This window comes from Shewanella sp. ALD9 (genome assembly GCF_002836315.1).
Taxonomy (GTDB): Bacteria; Pseudomonadota; Gammaproteobacteria; order Enterobacterales; family Shewanellaceae; genus Shewanella.
In genome coordinates this window covers 803,964-819,516 of the sequence record NZ_PJCD01000003.1, presented here as the reverse complement: position 1 = coordinate 819,516, position 15,553 = coordinate 803,964, and the positions used below count along the sequence as shown (strand labels likewise).

At 42.0% G+C, this 15,553-nt stretch carries 13 protein-coding genes; 2 read left to right on the top strand and 11 right to left on the bottom strand.

Annotation, left to right across the window (positions count from 1 at the left end):
• Positions 1-302: 302 nt before the first annotated feature.
• Positions 303-2,402 (top strand): bifunctional 2',3'-cyclic-nucleotide 2'-phosphodiesterase/3'-nucleotidase, encoded by a 2,100-nt coding sequence (locus CXF88_RS11170; RefSeq protein WP_101086902.1) that lies wholly within the window; start codon positions 303-305, stop codon positions 2,400-2,402.
• A gap of 125 nt (positions 2,403-2,527) precedes the next feature.
• Here CXF88_RS11170 and CXF88_RS11165 read toward each other — a convergent pair whose 3' ends face one another.
• Together CXF88_RS11165 and cobB are read right to left on the bottom strand one after the other, a co-directional pair.
• Entirely contained in the window at positions 2,528-2,974 is a 447-nt protein-coding gene (locus CXF88_RS11165) for an ATP-binding protein (protein WP_101087218.1), read from the bottom strand.
• A gap of 31 nt (positions 2,975-3,005) precedes the next feature.
• Positions 3,006-3,728 (bottom strand): Sir2 family NAD+-dependent deacetylase, encoded by a 723-nt coding sequence (gene cobB, locus CXF88_RS11160; RefSeq protein ID WP_101086901.1) that lies wholly within the window; start codon positions 3,726-3,728, stop codon positions 3,006-3,008.
• A 358-nt stretch (positions 3,729-4,086) separates the two neighbouring features.
• Here cobB and fur point away from each other — a divergent pair, with 358 nt between their 5' ends.
• Positions 4,087-4,518: a ferric iron uptake transcriptional regulator gene (gene fur, locus CXF88_RS11155; protein WP_101086900.1), complete on the top strand. Its 432-nt coding sequence runs from the start codon at positions 4,087-4,089 to the stop codon at positions 4,516-4,518.
• 80 nt (positions 4,519-4,598) lie between these two features.
• Here the strand turns inward: fur and CXF88_RS11150 are convergent, their stop codons facing one another.
• The 9 genes from CXF88_RS11150 to sdhC form a co-directional block, all read right to left on the bottom strand.
• A complete protein-coding gene (locus CXF88_RS11150; RefSeq protein WP_101086899.1) occupies positions 4,599-5,525 on the bottom strand; it encodes an AEC family transporter in 927 nt (308 codons plus the stop codon).
• Between the two features lie 137 nt (positions 5,526-5,662).
• Positions 5,663-6,535, bottom strand: coding sequence for a succinate--CoA ligase subunit alpha (sucD, locus tag CXF88_RS11145; RefSeq protein ID WP_101086898.1), 873 nt, complete (start codon positions 6,533-6,535; stop codon positions 5,663-5,665).
• Positions 6,535-7,701, bottom strand: coding sequence for an ADP-forming succinate--CoA ligase subunit beta (sucC, locus tag CXF88_RS11140; RefSeq protein ID WP_101086897.1), 1,167 nt, complete (start codon positions 7,699-7,701; stop codon positions 6,535-6,537). Before sucC ends, sucD begins: the two co-directional genes overlap by 1 nt.
• Positions 7,702-7,777: 76 nt before the next feature.
• The gene (gene odhB, locus CXF88_RS11135) at positions 7,778-8,974 is read right to left on the bottom strand and encodes a 2-oxoglutarate dehydrogenase complex dihydrolipoyllysine-residue succinyltransferase (protein WP_101086896.1); all 1,197 of its coding nucleotides are present in this window, start codon (positions 8,972-8,974) and stop codon (positions 7,778-7,780) included.
• Positions 8,975-9,002: 28 nt separating this feature from the next.
• Positions 9,003-11,825 (bottom strand): 2-oxoglutarate dehydrogenase E1 component, encoded by a 2,823-nt coding sequence (sucA, locus tag CXF88_RS11130; RefSeq protein WP_101086895.1) that lies wholly within the window; start codon positions 11,823-11,825, stop codon positions 9,003-9,005.
• Positions 11,826-12,027: 202 nt separating this feature from the next.
• Positions 12,028-12,735, bottom strand: coding sequence for a succinate dehydrogenase iron-sulfur subunit (locus tag CXF88_RS11125; protein ID WP_101086894.1), 708 nt, complete (start codon positions 12,733-12,735; stop codon positions 12,028-12,030).
• Positions 12,736-12,751: 16 nt separating this feature from the next.
• Positions 12,752-14,518 (bottom strand): succinate dehydrogenase flavoprotein subunit, encoded by a 1,767-nt coding sequence (gene sdhA, locus CXF88_RS11120; protein ID WP_101086893.1) that lies wholly within the window; start codon positions 14,516-14,518, stop codon positions 12,752-12,754.
• Positions 14,519-14,866, bottom strand: coding sequence for a succinate dehydrogenase, hydrophobic membrane anchor protein (gene sdhD / locus CXF88_RS11115; RefSeq protein WP_101086892.1), 348 nt, complete (start codon positions 14,864-14,866; stop codon positions 14,519-14,521).
• Positions 14,860-15,234, bottom strand: a complete 375-nt coding sequence (sdhC, locus tag CXF88_RS11110) for a succinate dehydrogenase cytochrome b556 subunit (RefSeq protein ID WP_101086891.1) — start codon at positions 15,232-15,234, stop codon at positions 14,860-14,862. Before sdhC ends, sdhD begins: the two co-directional genes overlap by 7 nt.
• Between the last annotated feature and the right edge of the window lie 319 nt (positions 15,235-15,553).

Sequence of the window (15,553 nt, the reverse complement as noted above, 5' to 3'; positions counted from 1 at the left end):
TAGTCTTAGTCTTAGTCTTAGTCTTAGTCTTAGTCTTAGTCTTTATTAAGTAAACAGAAAAATTAATATAAAATACAATGATAGCCAGTCAGCTTTTTATCACTTTTTATGGCTATTAATTGCGCGAACGCACTCATTAATCATATTAATTCAGCGTTCCATCACAATTTATTCATATCTTATGCTTATAATCACCGCGGTGTTTTCATTTTATTATCAAAATAGTTAAGGAACGTTAACACTACGTAAGAGGCAAAAACAAAAAATACGCCTCGGGGTCAAATAAATATAGAGAGTAGAATATGTTAAATAAAACACTTCTTGCCGTTGTTATCGCTGGCGCACTGGGACTCGGCGGTTGCGGCTCTGATAATGACGATCAAACAAATACTGTTACTGCAGATATCAAGTTACGTGTAATGGAAACGACTGATCTTCATACTAATATGATGGATTACAACTATTACTCAGGGAAAGATGATAAGACCATTGGTCTGGTACGTACAGCAAGTTTAATCAATGCAGCACGCGCCGAAGTCACTAACTCAGTTTTATTAGACAACGGTGATTTATTGCAAGGTAGCCCTATGGGGGATTACATTGCCAATAAATTCAAAACTGACAGCAACATGTTAACCGACACACACCCAGTGTACAAAGCAATGAATACACTAGATTATGAAGTAGGTAATATTGGTAACCATGAATTTAATTATGGCTTAACATTTCTTGAGCAATCAATATCGGGTGCAAATTTCCCCTACATTAACTCGAACGTAATTTGTGCTGATAAAGATGGTTGCTGGGGTGATGTGCTATTTAATGAAAACATGTTCACACCGTATATAATTAAAGACAAAGTTGTTATCGATGTTGACGGTAATGAACACACAATCAAAATCGGTTATATCGGTTTTGTACCACCACAGGTTTTACAATGGGATAAAGCTAACTTAGACGGTAAAGTTGAAGTCTTAGGCATTGTTCAAGCGGCTAATAAGTTTATTCCGCAAATGAAAGCTGAAGGTGCTGATATTATTTTAGCCATTCCGCATTCTGGTATTGGTTCAAGTGAAAACCCTGGCGATCCATGGGCAGAAAACGCCACTTATGCACTCACCAATGTTGATGGTATTGATGCAATATTCTTTGGCCACAGCCACTCAGTTTTCCCAGCAGCAAGCTATAGCGATTTACCGAACACCGACGTAGAAAAAGGGCTATTAAACGGCATTCCAGCTGTAATGCCTGGTCGTTGGGGTGATAACTTAGGTGTGGTTGACTTAGTTGTACGCCAAGTAGAAGGGAAATGGACCGTAATTCATGAAGAATCAACTGCTAAAGCACGCCCAATTTACGACAATGCTAATAAAGTAGCATTAGTTGAAGGTGAAGCTAGCTTACGTGATGCAATAGAAATTGAACACAATGGTACTATCGAATATGTTAGCCAACCTATTGGGGTTGCTGCCGCTAACATGTACAGCTTCTTAACGTTAGTTCAAGATGATCCAACGGTTCAGATTGTATCTAATGCTCAAATAGCGCGTGTTAAAACATTAATTACTGATGATCTAAAAGATTTGCCAATCTTGTCAGCATCGGCACCATTTAAAGCCGGTGGACGTTATGCTGAAGGAGATGCAAGCCAATATGTACAAGTTGATGCTGGCGACCTTTCGTATAAGAACGCTGCTGACTTATACCTATACCCAAATACTATGGTTGCAGTTAAAGCTACCGGTGCGGAACTAAAAGATTGGTTAGAATGTTCTGCCAACCAGTTTAATCAAATTGACCCAAGCGTCAGTGCTCCACAAAATTTGATTAATCGCGCAGGCCACCCAACCTATAACTTCGACGTTATTGATGGCTTAACTTACAAAATTGATGTAACTCAACCAACTAAGTTTGACCGAAGCTGTGCTGTCGTTAACGCTGAAGCAAATCGTATTGTTGACTTAGCATACACAGCACCTGACGGAACGGTTATTACGGGTGATGAATTAGCAGCGATGTCGTTTGTTGTGGCTTCAAATAACTACCGTGCTTTTGGTGGTTCATTTGCCGGTACCGGTTCTGACCACGTTGTGCTAGAACTGCCAGATACCAACCGTGATGCATTATCAGCTTATATTACTGAGCAATCACGACCAAATGCGACTGGCGGATATGATGCTATGGTTGATCCATCAGCTGATTACAACTGGGATTTTAAAACTATTGATAATGCGACTGTTGCATTAGACATTCGTTTTGAAACCCAAGACAGCGATGTTGCAGACAAGTTTGTTGCTGATAATCAACAACGTAAAATGGTGAAGTTACCTAAAACAGCTGATGTTGTAGCCGGCTTTGCGATTTATAGCATCGACCTAACGACACCTGTAGCTGCGAAGTAATTACTCGCGGACTAAATGCAAAAAGGCGCTTTATGCGCCTTTTTTATTTTTATAGTTCTGGCCTGAAATATGGCCACACAACTTAAATACAGTCACCATTATTTAAACAATGAGTTTGCAAACTATTACTCTTCAAACAACTGCGCCATTTTTTGAATATGCACTAATGAAACGTGATGTTGATTTCGTTGTGCACAAAGCTGTTGATGTTGGTCATCATCTGGATTCCCTACTAATACCACTTTAACTTGATAGCCTAACGCTTTTGCTGCTGCGTCATAAGCCATAAATTCCCATTTCGCGATATTAGTATTATCACAAATAACTATTGGTTCATTTCGCGCCAACGCCTGAATAAAAGCCGTTAAATTAGCCTGATGATATTGGCCAATTTTTTGCGGATTAAAGCGATATTGTCCCTGTTGATAAAAATAGCGGTCTGTAGAGAATAGACCATGCTGTCGGATATGAATCGCCAGCTCAATGCCTTGAGAAATAATAAATTGTTCAACCCAATAAGACTTACCACTGCCAGGTAAGCCACGCATTATAATCGCCAGCTTTGACGGCATCACGTCATTTACCACTCTATCAACTAACGTTTCACTCACTTCCAACCACCTTACCCGCTAAAATATCATCAACTAACCTAGGTAAAATATCACCCGCTTTTCCGGTAAAATGATATTGAAACTGACTATGACGGTCTGCAGGATCAAGGTTAACCTCCACAGTTTGAGCACCGTGGTGATTCGCGCTATCGACAAAGCCTGCCGCGGGATAAACCGTACCAGATGTGCCAATCGCAATAAATAAGTCACAGCGGTCTAAAGCGTCGTGGATTCTGTCCATACCAAAAGGCATTTCCCCAAACCACACAATATGTGGCCGCAAGCGTTTTCCCGGGATACAACAAGTGCAACAGTTTTCAGCACCAAAAGGTTCACGTAATACAAAGGTTTGTAATGATTGTGGGCATCGACCTTTTGCTAATTCGCCGTGCATATGCAGTAATCGTTTAGACCCTGCCCGCTCGTGTAAATCATCAACATTTTGGGTTATCACTAGCAATTCACCCGTAAATTCTGTTTCAAGTTTCGCGAGTGCTAAATGTGCTGCATTTGGAATGACATCATCACTGTGTAATTGTTGCCAGCGGCTATTATAAAAACGCTCCACTAACTCGATATCTCTGGCATAGCCTTCAGGAGTGGCAACATCTTCAATATGATGTTGTTCCCATAAACCATGCTGATCTCTAAACGTGCTCATACCCGACTCAGCTGAAATACCTGCGCCGGTCAGCACTACAATTTGCCGGTACATTGTTTGTCCTTTATTGTGATGATGTAAAATAAAATGTAATGACTTTTAATACCATATCAAAAATACGTACTCAGGTTACAAAATGTTGTCACTACACGGTCTAAAAATTCACATAAAATTCATGTTATAGATTTGATAATAATATCGGATATCCGAATAGGTACAATAATCCCTTAGTATAAGTAAGCTTATTGAGAGATCCTTAACAAATAATATCAGCTTAAGTGACTGTTTTACTAAATATCCTCTATATAGGTTGATAAAGCAGCTTAAGAGGTTTATGTTTTTAGACTCAAGACATATAATGATTAGAATATCCACCGATGAACCGATTGGTTCTGCAATCAAGAGATTAGCAATGACAGATGGAAATCAAGCACTCAAAAAAGCCGGATTAAAAATAACTCTGCCGCGAGTTAAAATTCTAGAACTGATGCAATCCCCAGACAACCAGCATATCAGTGCAGAAGACTTATATAAAAAGTTACTCGAAATAGGCGAGGAAATTGGTCTCGCTACTGTATACAGAGTATTAAACCAGTTCGATGATGCGGGCATTCTAAATCGTCATCATTTTGAAAGTGGTAAAGCGGTGTTTGAAATGTCGACTCAACAACACCATGATCATTTAGTGTGTTTAACCTGTGATAAAGTGATTGAGTTTACTGACGACGTAATTGAACGTCGCCAAGATGAAATCGCTATGCGTCATAACATCAAGCTGACTCACCATAGCTTGTACCTTTATGGCCATTGCACCAATGATACTTGTGATCACGCTGACGAATAGTCAGTATGTGAGCAACAAACAAACCAGCAAATTTGCTGGTTTTTTATTGGTTAATATTTGTCATAAGATTGAAAATTTAGTTAAAGCAACAATGTCAGCCATAGGCTAAAACTAAACACAGATAACAAGGTCGATAATACCACTGTGCTACCTAAAGTTGATTCATGTTGCTTAAGCTCTGTGGCAATAAGATAAGCGTTGACGCCAAGAGGAGAGGCACTGAGCAAGACCAACATCGCGGTGCTTGAAGCTGCTAGCTCAAACACAAAATGCGCCATCATATACACTAATGCTGGCAATAGAATAATTTTTAAACCACTTGCCATTAAGGCTAAACGCCAATGTTCACCTACTCGATAAAAACTTAAATTAGCACCTAGCACAAACAATGCACACGCCAAAGCGGGCTTAGCTAATAGCGCTAAACCATCATCTAATTGTGGTCCCAAGTTAATACTTAATGCATTCGCCAAAATGCCTAGCCCAATGCTCATTACTACCGGATTAAGTACCATAGAGCGAGCAAACCGTCGCCACGAGAAACCCTGAGGCTGCGATCGTGCCGCTAAAATAAAAGTCAGTGCAAACAGGGTGGCGCTATGAAAAGTAATGATCATAAATACCTGCCCTATGATTGCTGGGCCTAATGCCGCGATAATAATGGGTAAACCTACCAATACCGTATTGGAATAACTGGCACCCAACGCGAATACCGCACTGGCATCATGCCCCTGCAGCGCTATTGGACTAAAGTGTCGATTAATTCGGTAACCTATAGCAAACACTAACAACACTGGTAAATAAAAAGCCAGCAATGCAAATGGGTCAATGCTTTGCGCTAATGGTGCTGCCAGCATATTGATAAATAAAAATGCCGGAATACTGACATAAAAAGTAAATTTGCTGATCCCGGTAATGTGTTCTTTATTAAAGAAACCCACTCGGGTTAATACAAAACCTAATACCACCATAAAAATTAACGGAAATATAATACTGATGATGGCCATACTTACCTTACAAATACCGAACGAAAATGCCAACTGATTGTCTATTATAATAATATGAAAAATATAACAGTATGAAAAATAGTGTAAAAAAACCAATAAAAAAGGCGCCTAAGCGCCTTTTTCAAGCTGAGTAAATATTACCAGCCAGTACGAATACGTAGTGCTTTACCAATGTCAGCTAAAGAGCGAACAGTCGTAACGCCTGCAGCTTCAAGAGCAGCAAACTTATCTTCAGCAGTACCTTTACCACCAGCGATAATTGCGCCAGCATGGCCCATGCGCTTACCTTCTGGTGCAGTAACACCAGCAATGTAAGATACAACAGGCTTAGTTACGTGTGCTTTGATATATTCAGCTGCTTCTTCTTCAGCATTACCACCGATTTCACCGATCATTACAATCGCTTCAGTCTGTGGATCGTTTTGGAACATTTCCAATACGTCAATGAAGTTAGTACCAGGAATTGGATCACCACCGATACCTACACAAGTAGATTGGCCGAAACCTTCATCAGTAGTTTGCTTAACTGCTTCGTACGTTAATGTACCAGAGCGTGAAACAATACCAACTTTACCAGGTAAATGGATGTGACCAGGCATGATACCAATCTTACATTCACCAGGCGTGATAACACCTGGGCAGTTAGGACCAATCATGCGAGTGCCAGTTTCTTCAAGCTTCACTTTCACTTGCAGCATATCAAGTGTTGGGATACCTTCAGTGATACAAACGATTAGCTCAAGGCCAGCATCGATTGCTTCAAGGATAGCATCTTTACAAAAAGGTGCTGGTACGTAGATAACAGTTGCAGTTGCACCTGTTGCCGCTACAGCATCTTTAACTGTGTTAAAGACTGGAAGACCTAGGTGAGTTTGACCACCTTTTCCAGGAGAAACACCACCAACCATTTGCGTGCCATAAGCAATCGCCTGTTCAGAGTGAAAAGTACCCTGACCACCAGTGAAACCTTGACAGATTACCTTGGTATCTTTGTTAATTAAAACAGACATTATTTGCCCTCCGCAGCTTTAACAACTTGCTCAGCCGCGTCAGTTAGACTTGTAGCCGCGATGATATCAAGACCAGACTTAGCCAATACTTCACGACCTAATTCGGCGTTAGTACCTTCAAGACGAACAACAACTGGCACTTTAACGCCAACTTCTTTAACCGCACCGATAATACCTTCAGCGATCATATCGCAACGCACGATACCACCGAAGATGTTAACCAATACTGCTTTAACATTGCTGTCAGAAAGAATGATCTTAAAGGCTTCAGCAACACGTTCTTTAGTTGCTCCACCGCCAACGTCTAAGAAGTTAGCTGGCTTGCCACCGTGTAGGTTTACAATGTCCATTGTACCCATTGCTAGGCCGGCACCGTTAACCATACAACCTACGTTACCGTCTAAAGCAACATAGTTTAATTCAAATTTTGCAGCATGTGCTTCACGTGCATCATCTTGTGATGGATCATGCATCGCTTTGATTTTTGGCTGACGGAATAATGCGTTGCCATCAATACCAATTTTGCCATCTAAACAATGAAGGTTGCCTTCAGTGGTGATAACAAGTGGATTGATTTCTAATAACGCAAAATCATGGTCGTTAAACATGTTCGCTAGACCCATAAAAATCTTAGTAAACTGCTTCATTTGTGTTGGGTTTAAACCTAACTTGAAGCCAAGATCGCGAGCTTGGAAAGCCTGAGGACCTGTTAACGGATCGATGATAGCTGTGTGAATAAGCTCTGGCGTATGTTCAGCCACAGTTTCAATATCAACACCACCTTCAGTCGACGCCATGAACACTACACGACGTGTGCTACGGTCAACAACTGCACCTAAGTACAATTCATTGGCGATGTCAGTGCAGCTTTCAACTAGAATTTTAGCAACTGGCTGACCTTTAGCGTCAGTCTGGTACGTTACTAAGTTCTTACCTAACCAGTTTTCAGCGAATGCTCTGATTTCGTCTTTACTTCCGGTAACTTTAACGCCACCTGCTTTACCACGGCCGCCAGCGTGTACTTGACACTTAACAACCCATAGGTTCCCGCCAATGTGGCCAGCTGCTTCAACTGCTTCTTGAGCGGTATCACATGCAAAGCCTTCAGAGACTGGTAAACCATATTCGGCAAATAAAGATTTTGCCTGATACTCATGCAAATTCATGATGATCTATCCATATACTTCTAATCAAATCCAACTGGCTCAATATGAGCCAGCGACGAGGGTTTTATCTAACTACTTATAGATCAAGTAGCAGACGAGTTGGATCTTCTAGGAAGTCTTTAATCGCGACTAAGAAGCCAACTGACTCACGACCATCAACAATACGATGATCGTAAGAGAGTGCTAGGTACATCATAGGCAGGATTTCAACCTGACCATTGACTGCCATTGGGCGATCTTTAATGGCATGCATGCCTAAGATTGCGCTTTGTGGTAGGTTCAAAATGGGTGTAGACATTAGCGAGCCGAAAACACCACCGTTTGTCACAGTGAAGTTACCGCCAGTCATGTCTGCAACAGACAGTTTTCCGTCACGGCCTTTAATGGCTAATTCACGTACCGCTTTCTCAATCTCAGCTAGGTTCATGGTATCAGTGTCACGTAATACTGGTGTCACCAGGCCACGTGGAGTCGATACTGCAATGCTGATATCAAAATAGTTGTGATAAACAATGTCATCACCATCGATAGAGGCGTTAACTTCAGGGAAACGTTTTAGCGCTTCAGTCACCGCTTTGATATAGAAAGACATAAAGCCTAAACGAATACCATGACGTTTTTCGAAAATGTCTTGGTACTGTTTACGAATATCCATGATTGGCTTCATGTTCACTTCGTTAAACGTGGTTAACATTGCCGTTGAATTTTTCGCTTCTAAAAGACGTTTAGCGATAGTCTTACGAAGACGTGACATTGGTACACGCTTCTCACTACGGCCTTCTAATACTGCAACAGGCGCTACCGGCGCTGCTGCTTTAGCTGGAGCAGACTTAAGGAATGCATCAACATCATCCTTAGTCACACGTCCACCAACACCAGAACCTTTAATTTTACTGGCATCAAGATTATGCTCAGCAATAACACGACGAACAGATGGACTTAATGCATCGTTAGATTCATCAGTAGCGACTTCAGTCGTTGTATTAGTAGAAGGCGCTGATGCTTCAGCTTTAGTCACTTCTTGGCCAGACACTGCACCAGCGACGAAATTAGCAATCACTTGCTCACCTAAAACGGTGTCACCTTCTTGGAATAACAATTCAGAGATTGAACCGTCTTCTGGTGCAACCACTTCTAATACAACTTTGTCAGTCTCGATATCAACTAAGTTTTGATCGCGTGTCACCTGTTCACCAGGTTTAACATGCCAAGTAGCAATAGTTGCATCAGCAACAGATTCTGGTAATACGGGTACCTTAATTTCGATACTCATGGAAAGCTTCCCTTATATAAATTATCTATTACGACAGTTTTAATGCGCTATTTACTAATGATTCTTGCTGCTGTACGTGTAACCCAGGATAACCACATGCTGGTGCAGCAGAAGCTTCACGACCGGCATAAGTTAGTTGAGCACCTGCAGGAATATTAGCCCAGAAATGATGCTGACTACAGTACCATGCACCTTGGTTTTGTGGCTCTTCTTGACACCAAACAAAATCAGTAACATGTTGATATGTTGCTAATGCCTCACGCAATTCCACGTCAGGGAACGGATATAGCTGCTCAACACGCACAATGGCAACGTTGGTAACATTCTCTTTGCGACGTTTTTCAAGTAACTCGAAATACACCTTGCCGCTACAGAATACAACGCGGTCAACTTGGCTTGCATCTAAGGTATCAATCTCACCAATAATATTTTGGAAAGTCCCTTCAGCAAGCTCTTCTAAGGTAGACACCGCTAATGGATGACGTAGCAAAGATTTAGGTGACATGACTACCAGCGGGCGACGCATTGGACGCACAACCTGGCGACGCAACATGTGATAAACCTGCGCCGGAGTTGATGGCACACACACTTGCATGTTGTGGTTAGCACATAATTGCAAGAAGCGCTCTAGACGCGCACTTGAATGTTCAGGACCTTGGCCTTCATAACCATGAGGTAATAGCATCGTTAGACCACATAAACGGCCCCACTTTTGCTCACCAGATGATAAGAATTGATCAATCACCACTTGGGCACAGTTGACGAAATCACCAAACTGCGCTTCCCAAATGGTCAAGCCACCGGGTTCTGCCGTAGCGTAACCGTATTCAAATGCCAACACAGATGCTTCAGATAATACTGAGTCAATAATATCAATTGGCCCTTGTTCATCAGCAACATTGCGCAAAGGTAAATAGGTAGTGCCGTCTTTTTGGCTATGCAATACAGCATGACGATGGAAGAACGTACCACGACCAGAGTCTTGACCAGTAATCCGCACACGCTTGTTATCTTCAAGGATAGAAGCATAGGCCAAGGTTTCAGCGAAGCCCCAGTCTAATAACTTTTCGCCTTTAGCCATCGCAGTACGGTCAGCACAAATTTTGGCAACACGAGATTGAAGCGTATGATTTTCAGGAATATCAACTAACTTATTGGCTAAGTTTTGTAGACGTTCCATTGACATAGCACCCGCGTAATCTTCATCCCATTCGCGATTAAGATACGGTGTCCAGTCAACAGTATGTAACGTCATAGGACGCCATTCTTTAACCACACAATCACCAGCATCTAATGCATCACGATAATGGTTAATCAAACCAGTCACTTCATCGGCTGGAATACTATTTTCAGCGATTAACTTATCTGCATAGATTTTACGTGGCGTAGGGTGCTTTTTGATTTTAGCGTACATCAGCGGCTGTGTAGCACTAGGCTCGTCAGCTTCGTTATGGCCATGACGGCGATAACACACTAAATCAATAACCACATCACGTTTAAATTCATTACGATAATCCACTGCAAGTTGAGAGATAAACGCAACCGCTTCAGGATCGTCAGAATTAACATGAAAAATTGGCGCCTGAACCATCTTAGCGATGTCAGTACAGTATTCGGTTGAACGTGTGTCAGCCTGATTAGATGTGGTAAAACCAACTTGGTTATTGACCACTATTCGAATGCTACCGCCAACAGTAAAACCACGTGTTTGAGACATGTTAAACGTCTCTTGCACAATGCCTTGGCCAGTTATAGCAGAATCACCATGAATAGTAATTGGCATGACTTGCAGACCGTCTTTACAACCACGACGATCTTGACGAGCACGAACAGAACCAATAACCACTGGATTAACGATCTCTAAATGAGATGGGTTAAAGGCAAGTGCTAAATGAACGTTTCCACCTGGCGTCTCAAAATCAGATGAGAAACCTTGGTGATATTTTACATCGCCAGAACCGTGAGTGTCGGCATGCTTACCCGCAAACTCATCAAAAAGTTCAGCAGGACGTTTACCTAGCACGTTAATGAGCAAGTTTAAACGACCACGGTGAGCCATACCTACCACGATTTCTTTAGTACCCGCTTCGCCTGCACGGTAAATGATTTCACGCATCATCGGAACGAGCGAATCACCACCTTCTAAAGAGAATCGCTTAGCTCCAGGGAATTTAGCACCAAGGTATTTTTCGATACCTTCTGCAGCATTCAACCCTTCAAGAATACGCTTTTTGACGCTGTTATCGTACTGGGCTTTACCTAATGTGGGTTCAAGACGTTGTTGGATCCAACGCTTTTCATCGGTATCAGTAATATGCATGTATTCAGCACCAATCGAGCCACAATAAGTGCTCTTTAGTGCGTGAATAATATCAGCCAGTTTCATGGTCTCACCACCTAGGGCGAATGAACCAGTATTAAACTGACGCTGCATGTCATCTACGGTTAAGCCGTGATAAGCAGGATCTAACTCCTGAACTTCCTCGCGCTTCCACAATCCTAATGGATCTAAATTGGCATTTTGATGGCCACGGAAACGGTGAGCATTGATCAGTTGCAGAACCTTAACTTGCTTCGCATCTAACTCTGGATCGCCGACGCTGGTAGCGTTTTTTAAACGACCTTGTAGAGCTAAACTGCGGAAATAGTCACGAACTTTAGAGTGAGCAGTTTCGGGTACTTCTACTGAGGCACCGTTAACCGGAGGGAGATTATCAAAAACAAGCTGCCAATCAGGGGTCACTGATTGCGGATCTTCTTGATAGGCTTCATACATCTCTTCTACGTAGGTCGAGTTCGAACCACTTAAATGTGACGACTCGAGCCAGGCTTTCATGATGCCTTGGTGCATTGTTATTCCTTTCAAACTTGATACACGTGCTAGCCATAAACATAACAGTGAGTAACGTAAGTTACATCACACGTAGACTGAAACTATCTTTACAAAATAGTAGCAGGAGGTCTTACATAAACACGCAAAAGAGCCATCTCCAATAATGAAGATGACTCTTAACAGAGCTAATAAGTCAGACTATTTTGCTCTTCGTCGTGCATTAAACAGCTCGCTTCAGTAACATCGACTTGATATGACCAATCGCTTTAGTTGGGTTTAATCCTTTAGGACAAACATCAACACAGTTCATGATGCCATGACAACGGAACACACTGTAAGCATCATCTAGATCAGATAAACGCTCCTCAGTTGCCGTGTCGCGGCTGTCAATCAAGAAACGATAAGCATGCAATAAACCGGCTGGACCGATAAATTTATCCGGATTCCACCAGAAAGATGGACACGAAGTTGAACAACATGCACACAAAATACATTCGTATAAACCATCTAAATGAGCACGCTCTTCAGGTGATTGTATATGTTCACGAGCTGGCGCCTTTTCATCATTGATCAGATAAGGCTTAATTTTTTCGTATTGCTTGTAGAACTGAGTTAGGTCAACGACCAAATCTCGAACTACTGGCATGCCTGGTAAAGGACGGACTTCAATTTTCTTCCCTTTAAAGGTAGATATTGGCGTAATACACGCTAATCCATTTTTACCATTCATGTTAACACCGTCAGAACCACACACGCCTTCACGGCATGAGCGACGAAACGCAATCGTTGAGTCTTGTTCTTTCAGCTTAATTAACGCATCCAACACCATCATATCAGAACCATCAGGCACTTCTAGGGTGTAATCCTTCATGTAAGGCTTGGTATCTACATCAGGATTATAACGATACAATGCAAATGTTAATTTCATCTTTTGCAACTCCTGCCTAATAGGTACGTTTTACTGGTGGGAATGCATCACGTAATTTAGGTGTCATGTTGACATCACGTTTGCTCATATTCTTAGTCACTGGGTCAAATAAGCTATGACACAACCAATTGTCATCATCACGGTCTAAATAATCTTCACGAGAATGCGCACCACGGCTTTCAGTACGGAAGTTAGCTGCATAAGCAGTTGCCAGCGCTGTTGCCATTAAATTATCTAATTCTAAACATTCAATACGCTGAGTATTAAATTCATTTGAGTTATCAGATAACTTAGCATTATCAAGTCGCTTTTGAATAGCTTGTAGCTGCTCTAGACCTTCAGCCATGGCTTCACCACTGCGGAAAACAGAGAAATTTAACTGCATACACAATTGAAGCGCTTTACGAATAACCGCAGGTTCTTCGCCGTCTTTGTTGCTTTCCCAACGATTAAGACGAGCAAGTGATGCACTAATTTCTATGTCTGATGCCGCTTTTGGATCAGGTGTAGCGTCTAACGCTTTACCTAAATGTTGACCCGCAGCACGTCCAAAGACCACTAAATCGAGTAATGAGTTACCGCCTAAGCGGTTTGCACCGTGTACAGATACACAAGCGATTTCACCAACCGCAAATAAACCTAATACATCTTGCTCACTGCCATCTTTATTCTGACGAATAACTTGACCGCTCACTTTAGTCGGTAAACCGCCCATCATGTAGTGGCATGTTGGCAATACAGGAATAGGACCGTCTGCTGGATCGATATGAGCGAAAGTACGTGATAATTCACACACACCAGGAAGACGCGCTTCAAGGGTTTCTTTGCCCAAATGATCAAGCTTTAGTAACAAATGCGGGCCTAAAGGACCGTCTAAACCACGACCTTCGCGAATTTCAGTCATCATTGAACGTGCTACCACGTCACGAGAAGCTAAATCCTTCGCATTCGGTGCATAGCGCTCCATGAAGCGTTCGCCATCTTTATTTAATAAGTAACCGCCTTCGCCACGACAACCTTCAGTTACCAAGGTACCTGCACCAGCAATACCCGTTGGGTGGAACTGCCACATTTCCATGTCTTGTAATTGAATGCCAGCACGTGCTGCCATACCTACACCGTCACCGGTGTTAATATGAGCATTAGTAGTCGAAGCATAAATACGCCCTGCACCACCCGTTGCTAGTATCGTTGCTTTGGCTTTGAAATAAACAATATCGCCTGTTTCAATTTCAATTGCGGTACAACCCACTACAACGTCATCTTCATTTTTAACCAAATCTAAGGCATACCACTCAGAATAAACGTTAGTTTTATGTTTAACGTTTTGTTGGTATAAACAATGAAGCAATGCATGGCCTGTACGGTCAGCAGCAGCAGCGGTACGAGCAGCTTGCTCGCCACCAAAGTTACGAGACTGGCCACCAAAAGGACGTTGGTAGATTGTGCCATTTTCGAAACGAGAAAAAGGTAAACCCATTTGCTCAAGTTCAATAATCGCTTCCGGACCCGTTTTACACATAAACTCAATAGCTTCTTGGTCGCCGATAAAATCAGAACCTTTAACCGTATCGTACATATGTTGTTCCCAATGGTCCTCGTGAGCATTACCTAATGCTACGGTGATACCACCTTGAGCAGAAACGGTATGTGAACGAGTTGGGAATACTTTAGATAACAGCGCACAGCTCTTACCTTCTTTAGAAATCTGTAATGCTGCTCGCATACCCGCGCCACCGGCGCCGATTACGATTACATCAAATTCGCGTACTGGAATACTCACTTAAACACCCCACACTATTACAATGCCTGACGCTAAATAACTGATCGCGACCATAACAAAGGTAAACTGTAATACACCACGTAACGCTGTGTGTTTGACATAATCAGTCAACACTTGCCATACACCAATCCACGCATGAATAAGTAAAGCAACTAACGTTATAAGGGTAAAGACTTTCATTGGAAGTGAACTAAATAAGCCACTCCAAATTTCGAAAGTTAACGGGGCACTACACGCGATAAAACCTACTAAGAAAATAGTATAACAAGCGAGGATCACTGCACTTGCGCGTAATAGAATATAGTCATGAACACCACTGCGTCCAAAACTTGCTGCATTTGTTACCATACCCAAATCCCCGCTATGATTGAAAAGACTACTGCTAACACAAAAGTAGCCTTAGCTGATGCAACACCCGAAGTTAATTCCTCCCAGTGTCCGGCATCCATAATCAAATGACGAATGCCACCTAATAAATGATAACCCAACGCAGTTAGAATACCCCAAATGATGAACTTCATCACGAAACCATCGAACAAGGATTGTACGCTAGCAAACCCCTCTGGTGATGTTAAAGTCGAATTTAACAGCCATAGAAGAATACCAATTGCGAATAGCATGATAACACCGGAAATACGGTGTAGGATTGACGCGATAGCTGTCGCAGGAAAGCTTATCGTCTGCAGGTCTAGATGGACAGGTCTTTGCTTTTTCACGTTCTGCTCACTCAGCTCCGTCGAGCATTATTTTTGTTATCTATCTGTTTTTTGTTTAACTATTAACGCTAACACTAGGCATACGTTTTAAAACAAATAACGGACCACTCTGAAACATCTAATCAATTGAGAAACCACTATTTAGTTCGTAAATTCATCATTCCTAAACTGTGATGTTCGTCGCCCTTGGGGGCGCAGGCAAGTATACTCGTGGGAATTGTCAAATACAAACCTCACATTATGCAAAATAAGTTTTTTTAGTATTTTTTTATTCTAATCCAAGCGCAGAGCGGTTTACAGGGCACATATACCATGGTCT

Coding starts and splice junctions, on each gene's coding strand:
- CXF88_RS11170 (WP_101086902.1), top strand. CDS start 303: ATGTTAAATAAAACACTTCTTGCCGTTGTTATCGCTGGCGCACTGGGA.
- CXF88_RS11165 (WP_101087218.1), bottom strand. CDS start 2,974: ATGCCGTCAAAGCTGGCGATTATAATGCGTGGCTTACCTGGCAGTGGT.
- cobB (WP_101086901.1), bottom strand. CDS start 3,728: ATGTACCGGCAAATTGTAGTGCTGACCGGCGCAGGTATTTCAGCTGAG.
- fur (WP_101086900.1), top strand. CDS start 4,087: ATGACAGATGGAAATCAAGCACTCAAAAAAGCCGGATTAAAAATAACT.
- CXF88_RS11150 (WP_101086899.1), bottom strand. CDS start 5,525: ATGGCCATCATCAGTATTATATTTCCGTTAATTTTTATGGTGGTATTA.
- sucD (WP_101086898.1), bottom strand. CDS start 6,535: ATGTCTGTTTTAATTAACAAAGATACCAAGGTAATCTGTCAAGGTTTC.
- sucC (WP_101086897.1), bottom strand. CDS start 7,701: ATGAATTTGCATGAGTATCAGGCAAAATCTTTATTTGCCGAATATGGT.
- odhB (WP_101086896.1), bottom strand. CDS start 8,974: ATGAGTATCGAAATTAAGGTACCCGTATTACCAGAATCTGTTGCTGAT.
- sucA (WP_101086895.1), bottom strand. CDS start 11,825: ATGCACCAAGGCATCATGAAAGCCTGGCTCGAGTCGTCACATTTAAGT.
- CXF88_RS11125 (WP_101086894.1), bottom strand. CDS start 12,735: ATGAAATTAACATTTGCATTGTATCGTTATAATCCTGATGTAGATACC.
- sdhD (WP_101086892.1), bottom strand. CDS start 14,866: ATGGTAACAAATGCAGCAAGTTTTGGACGCAGTGGTGTTCATGACTAT.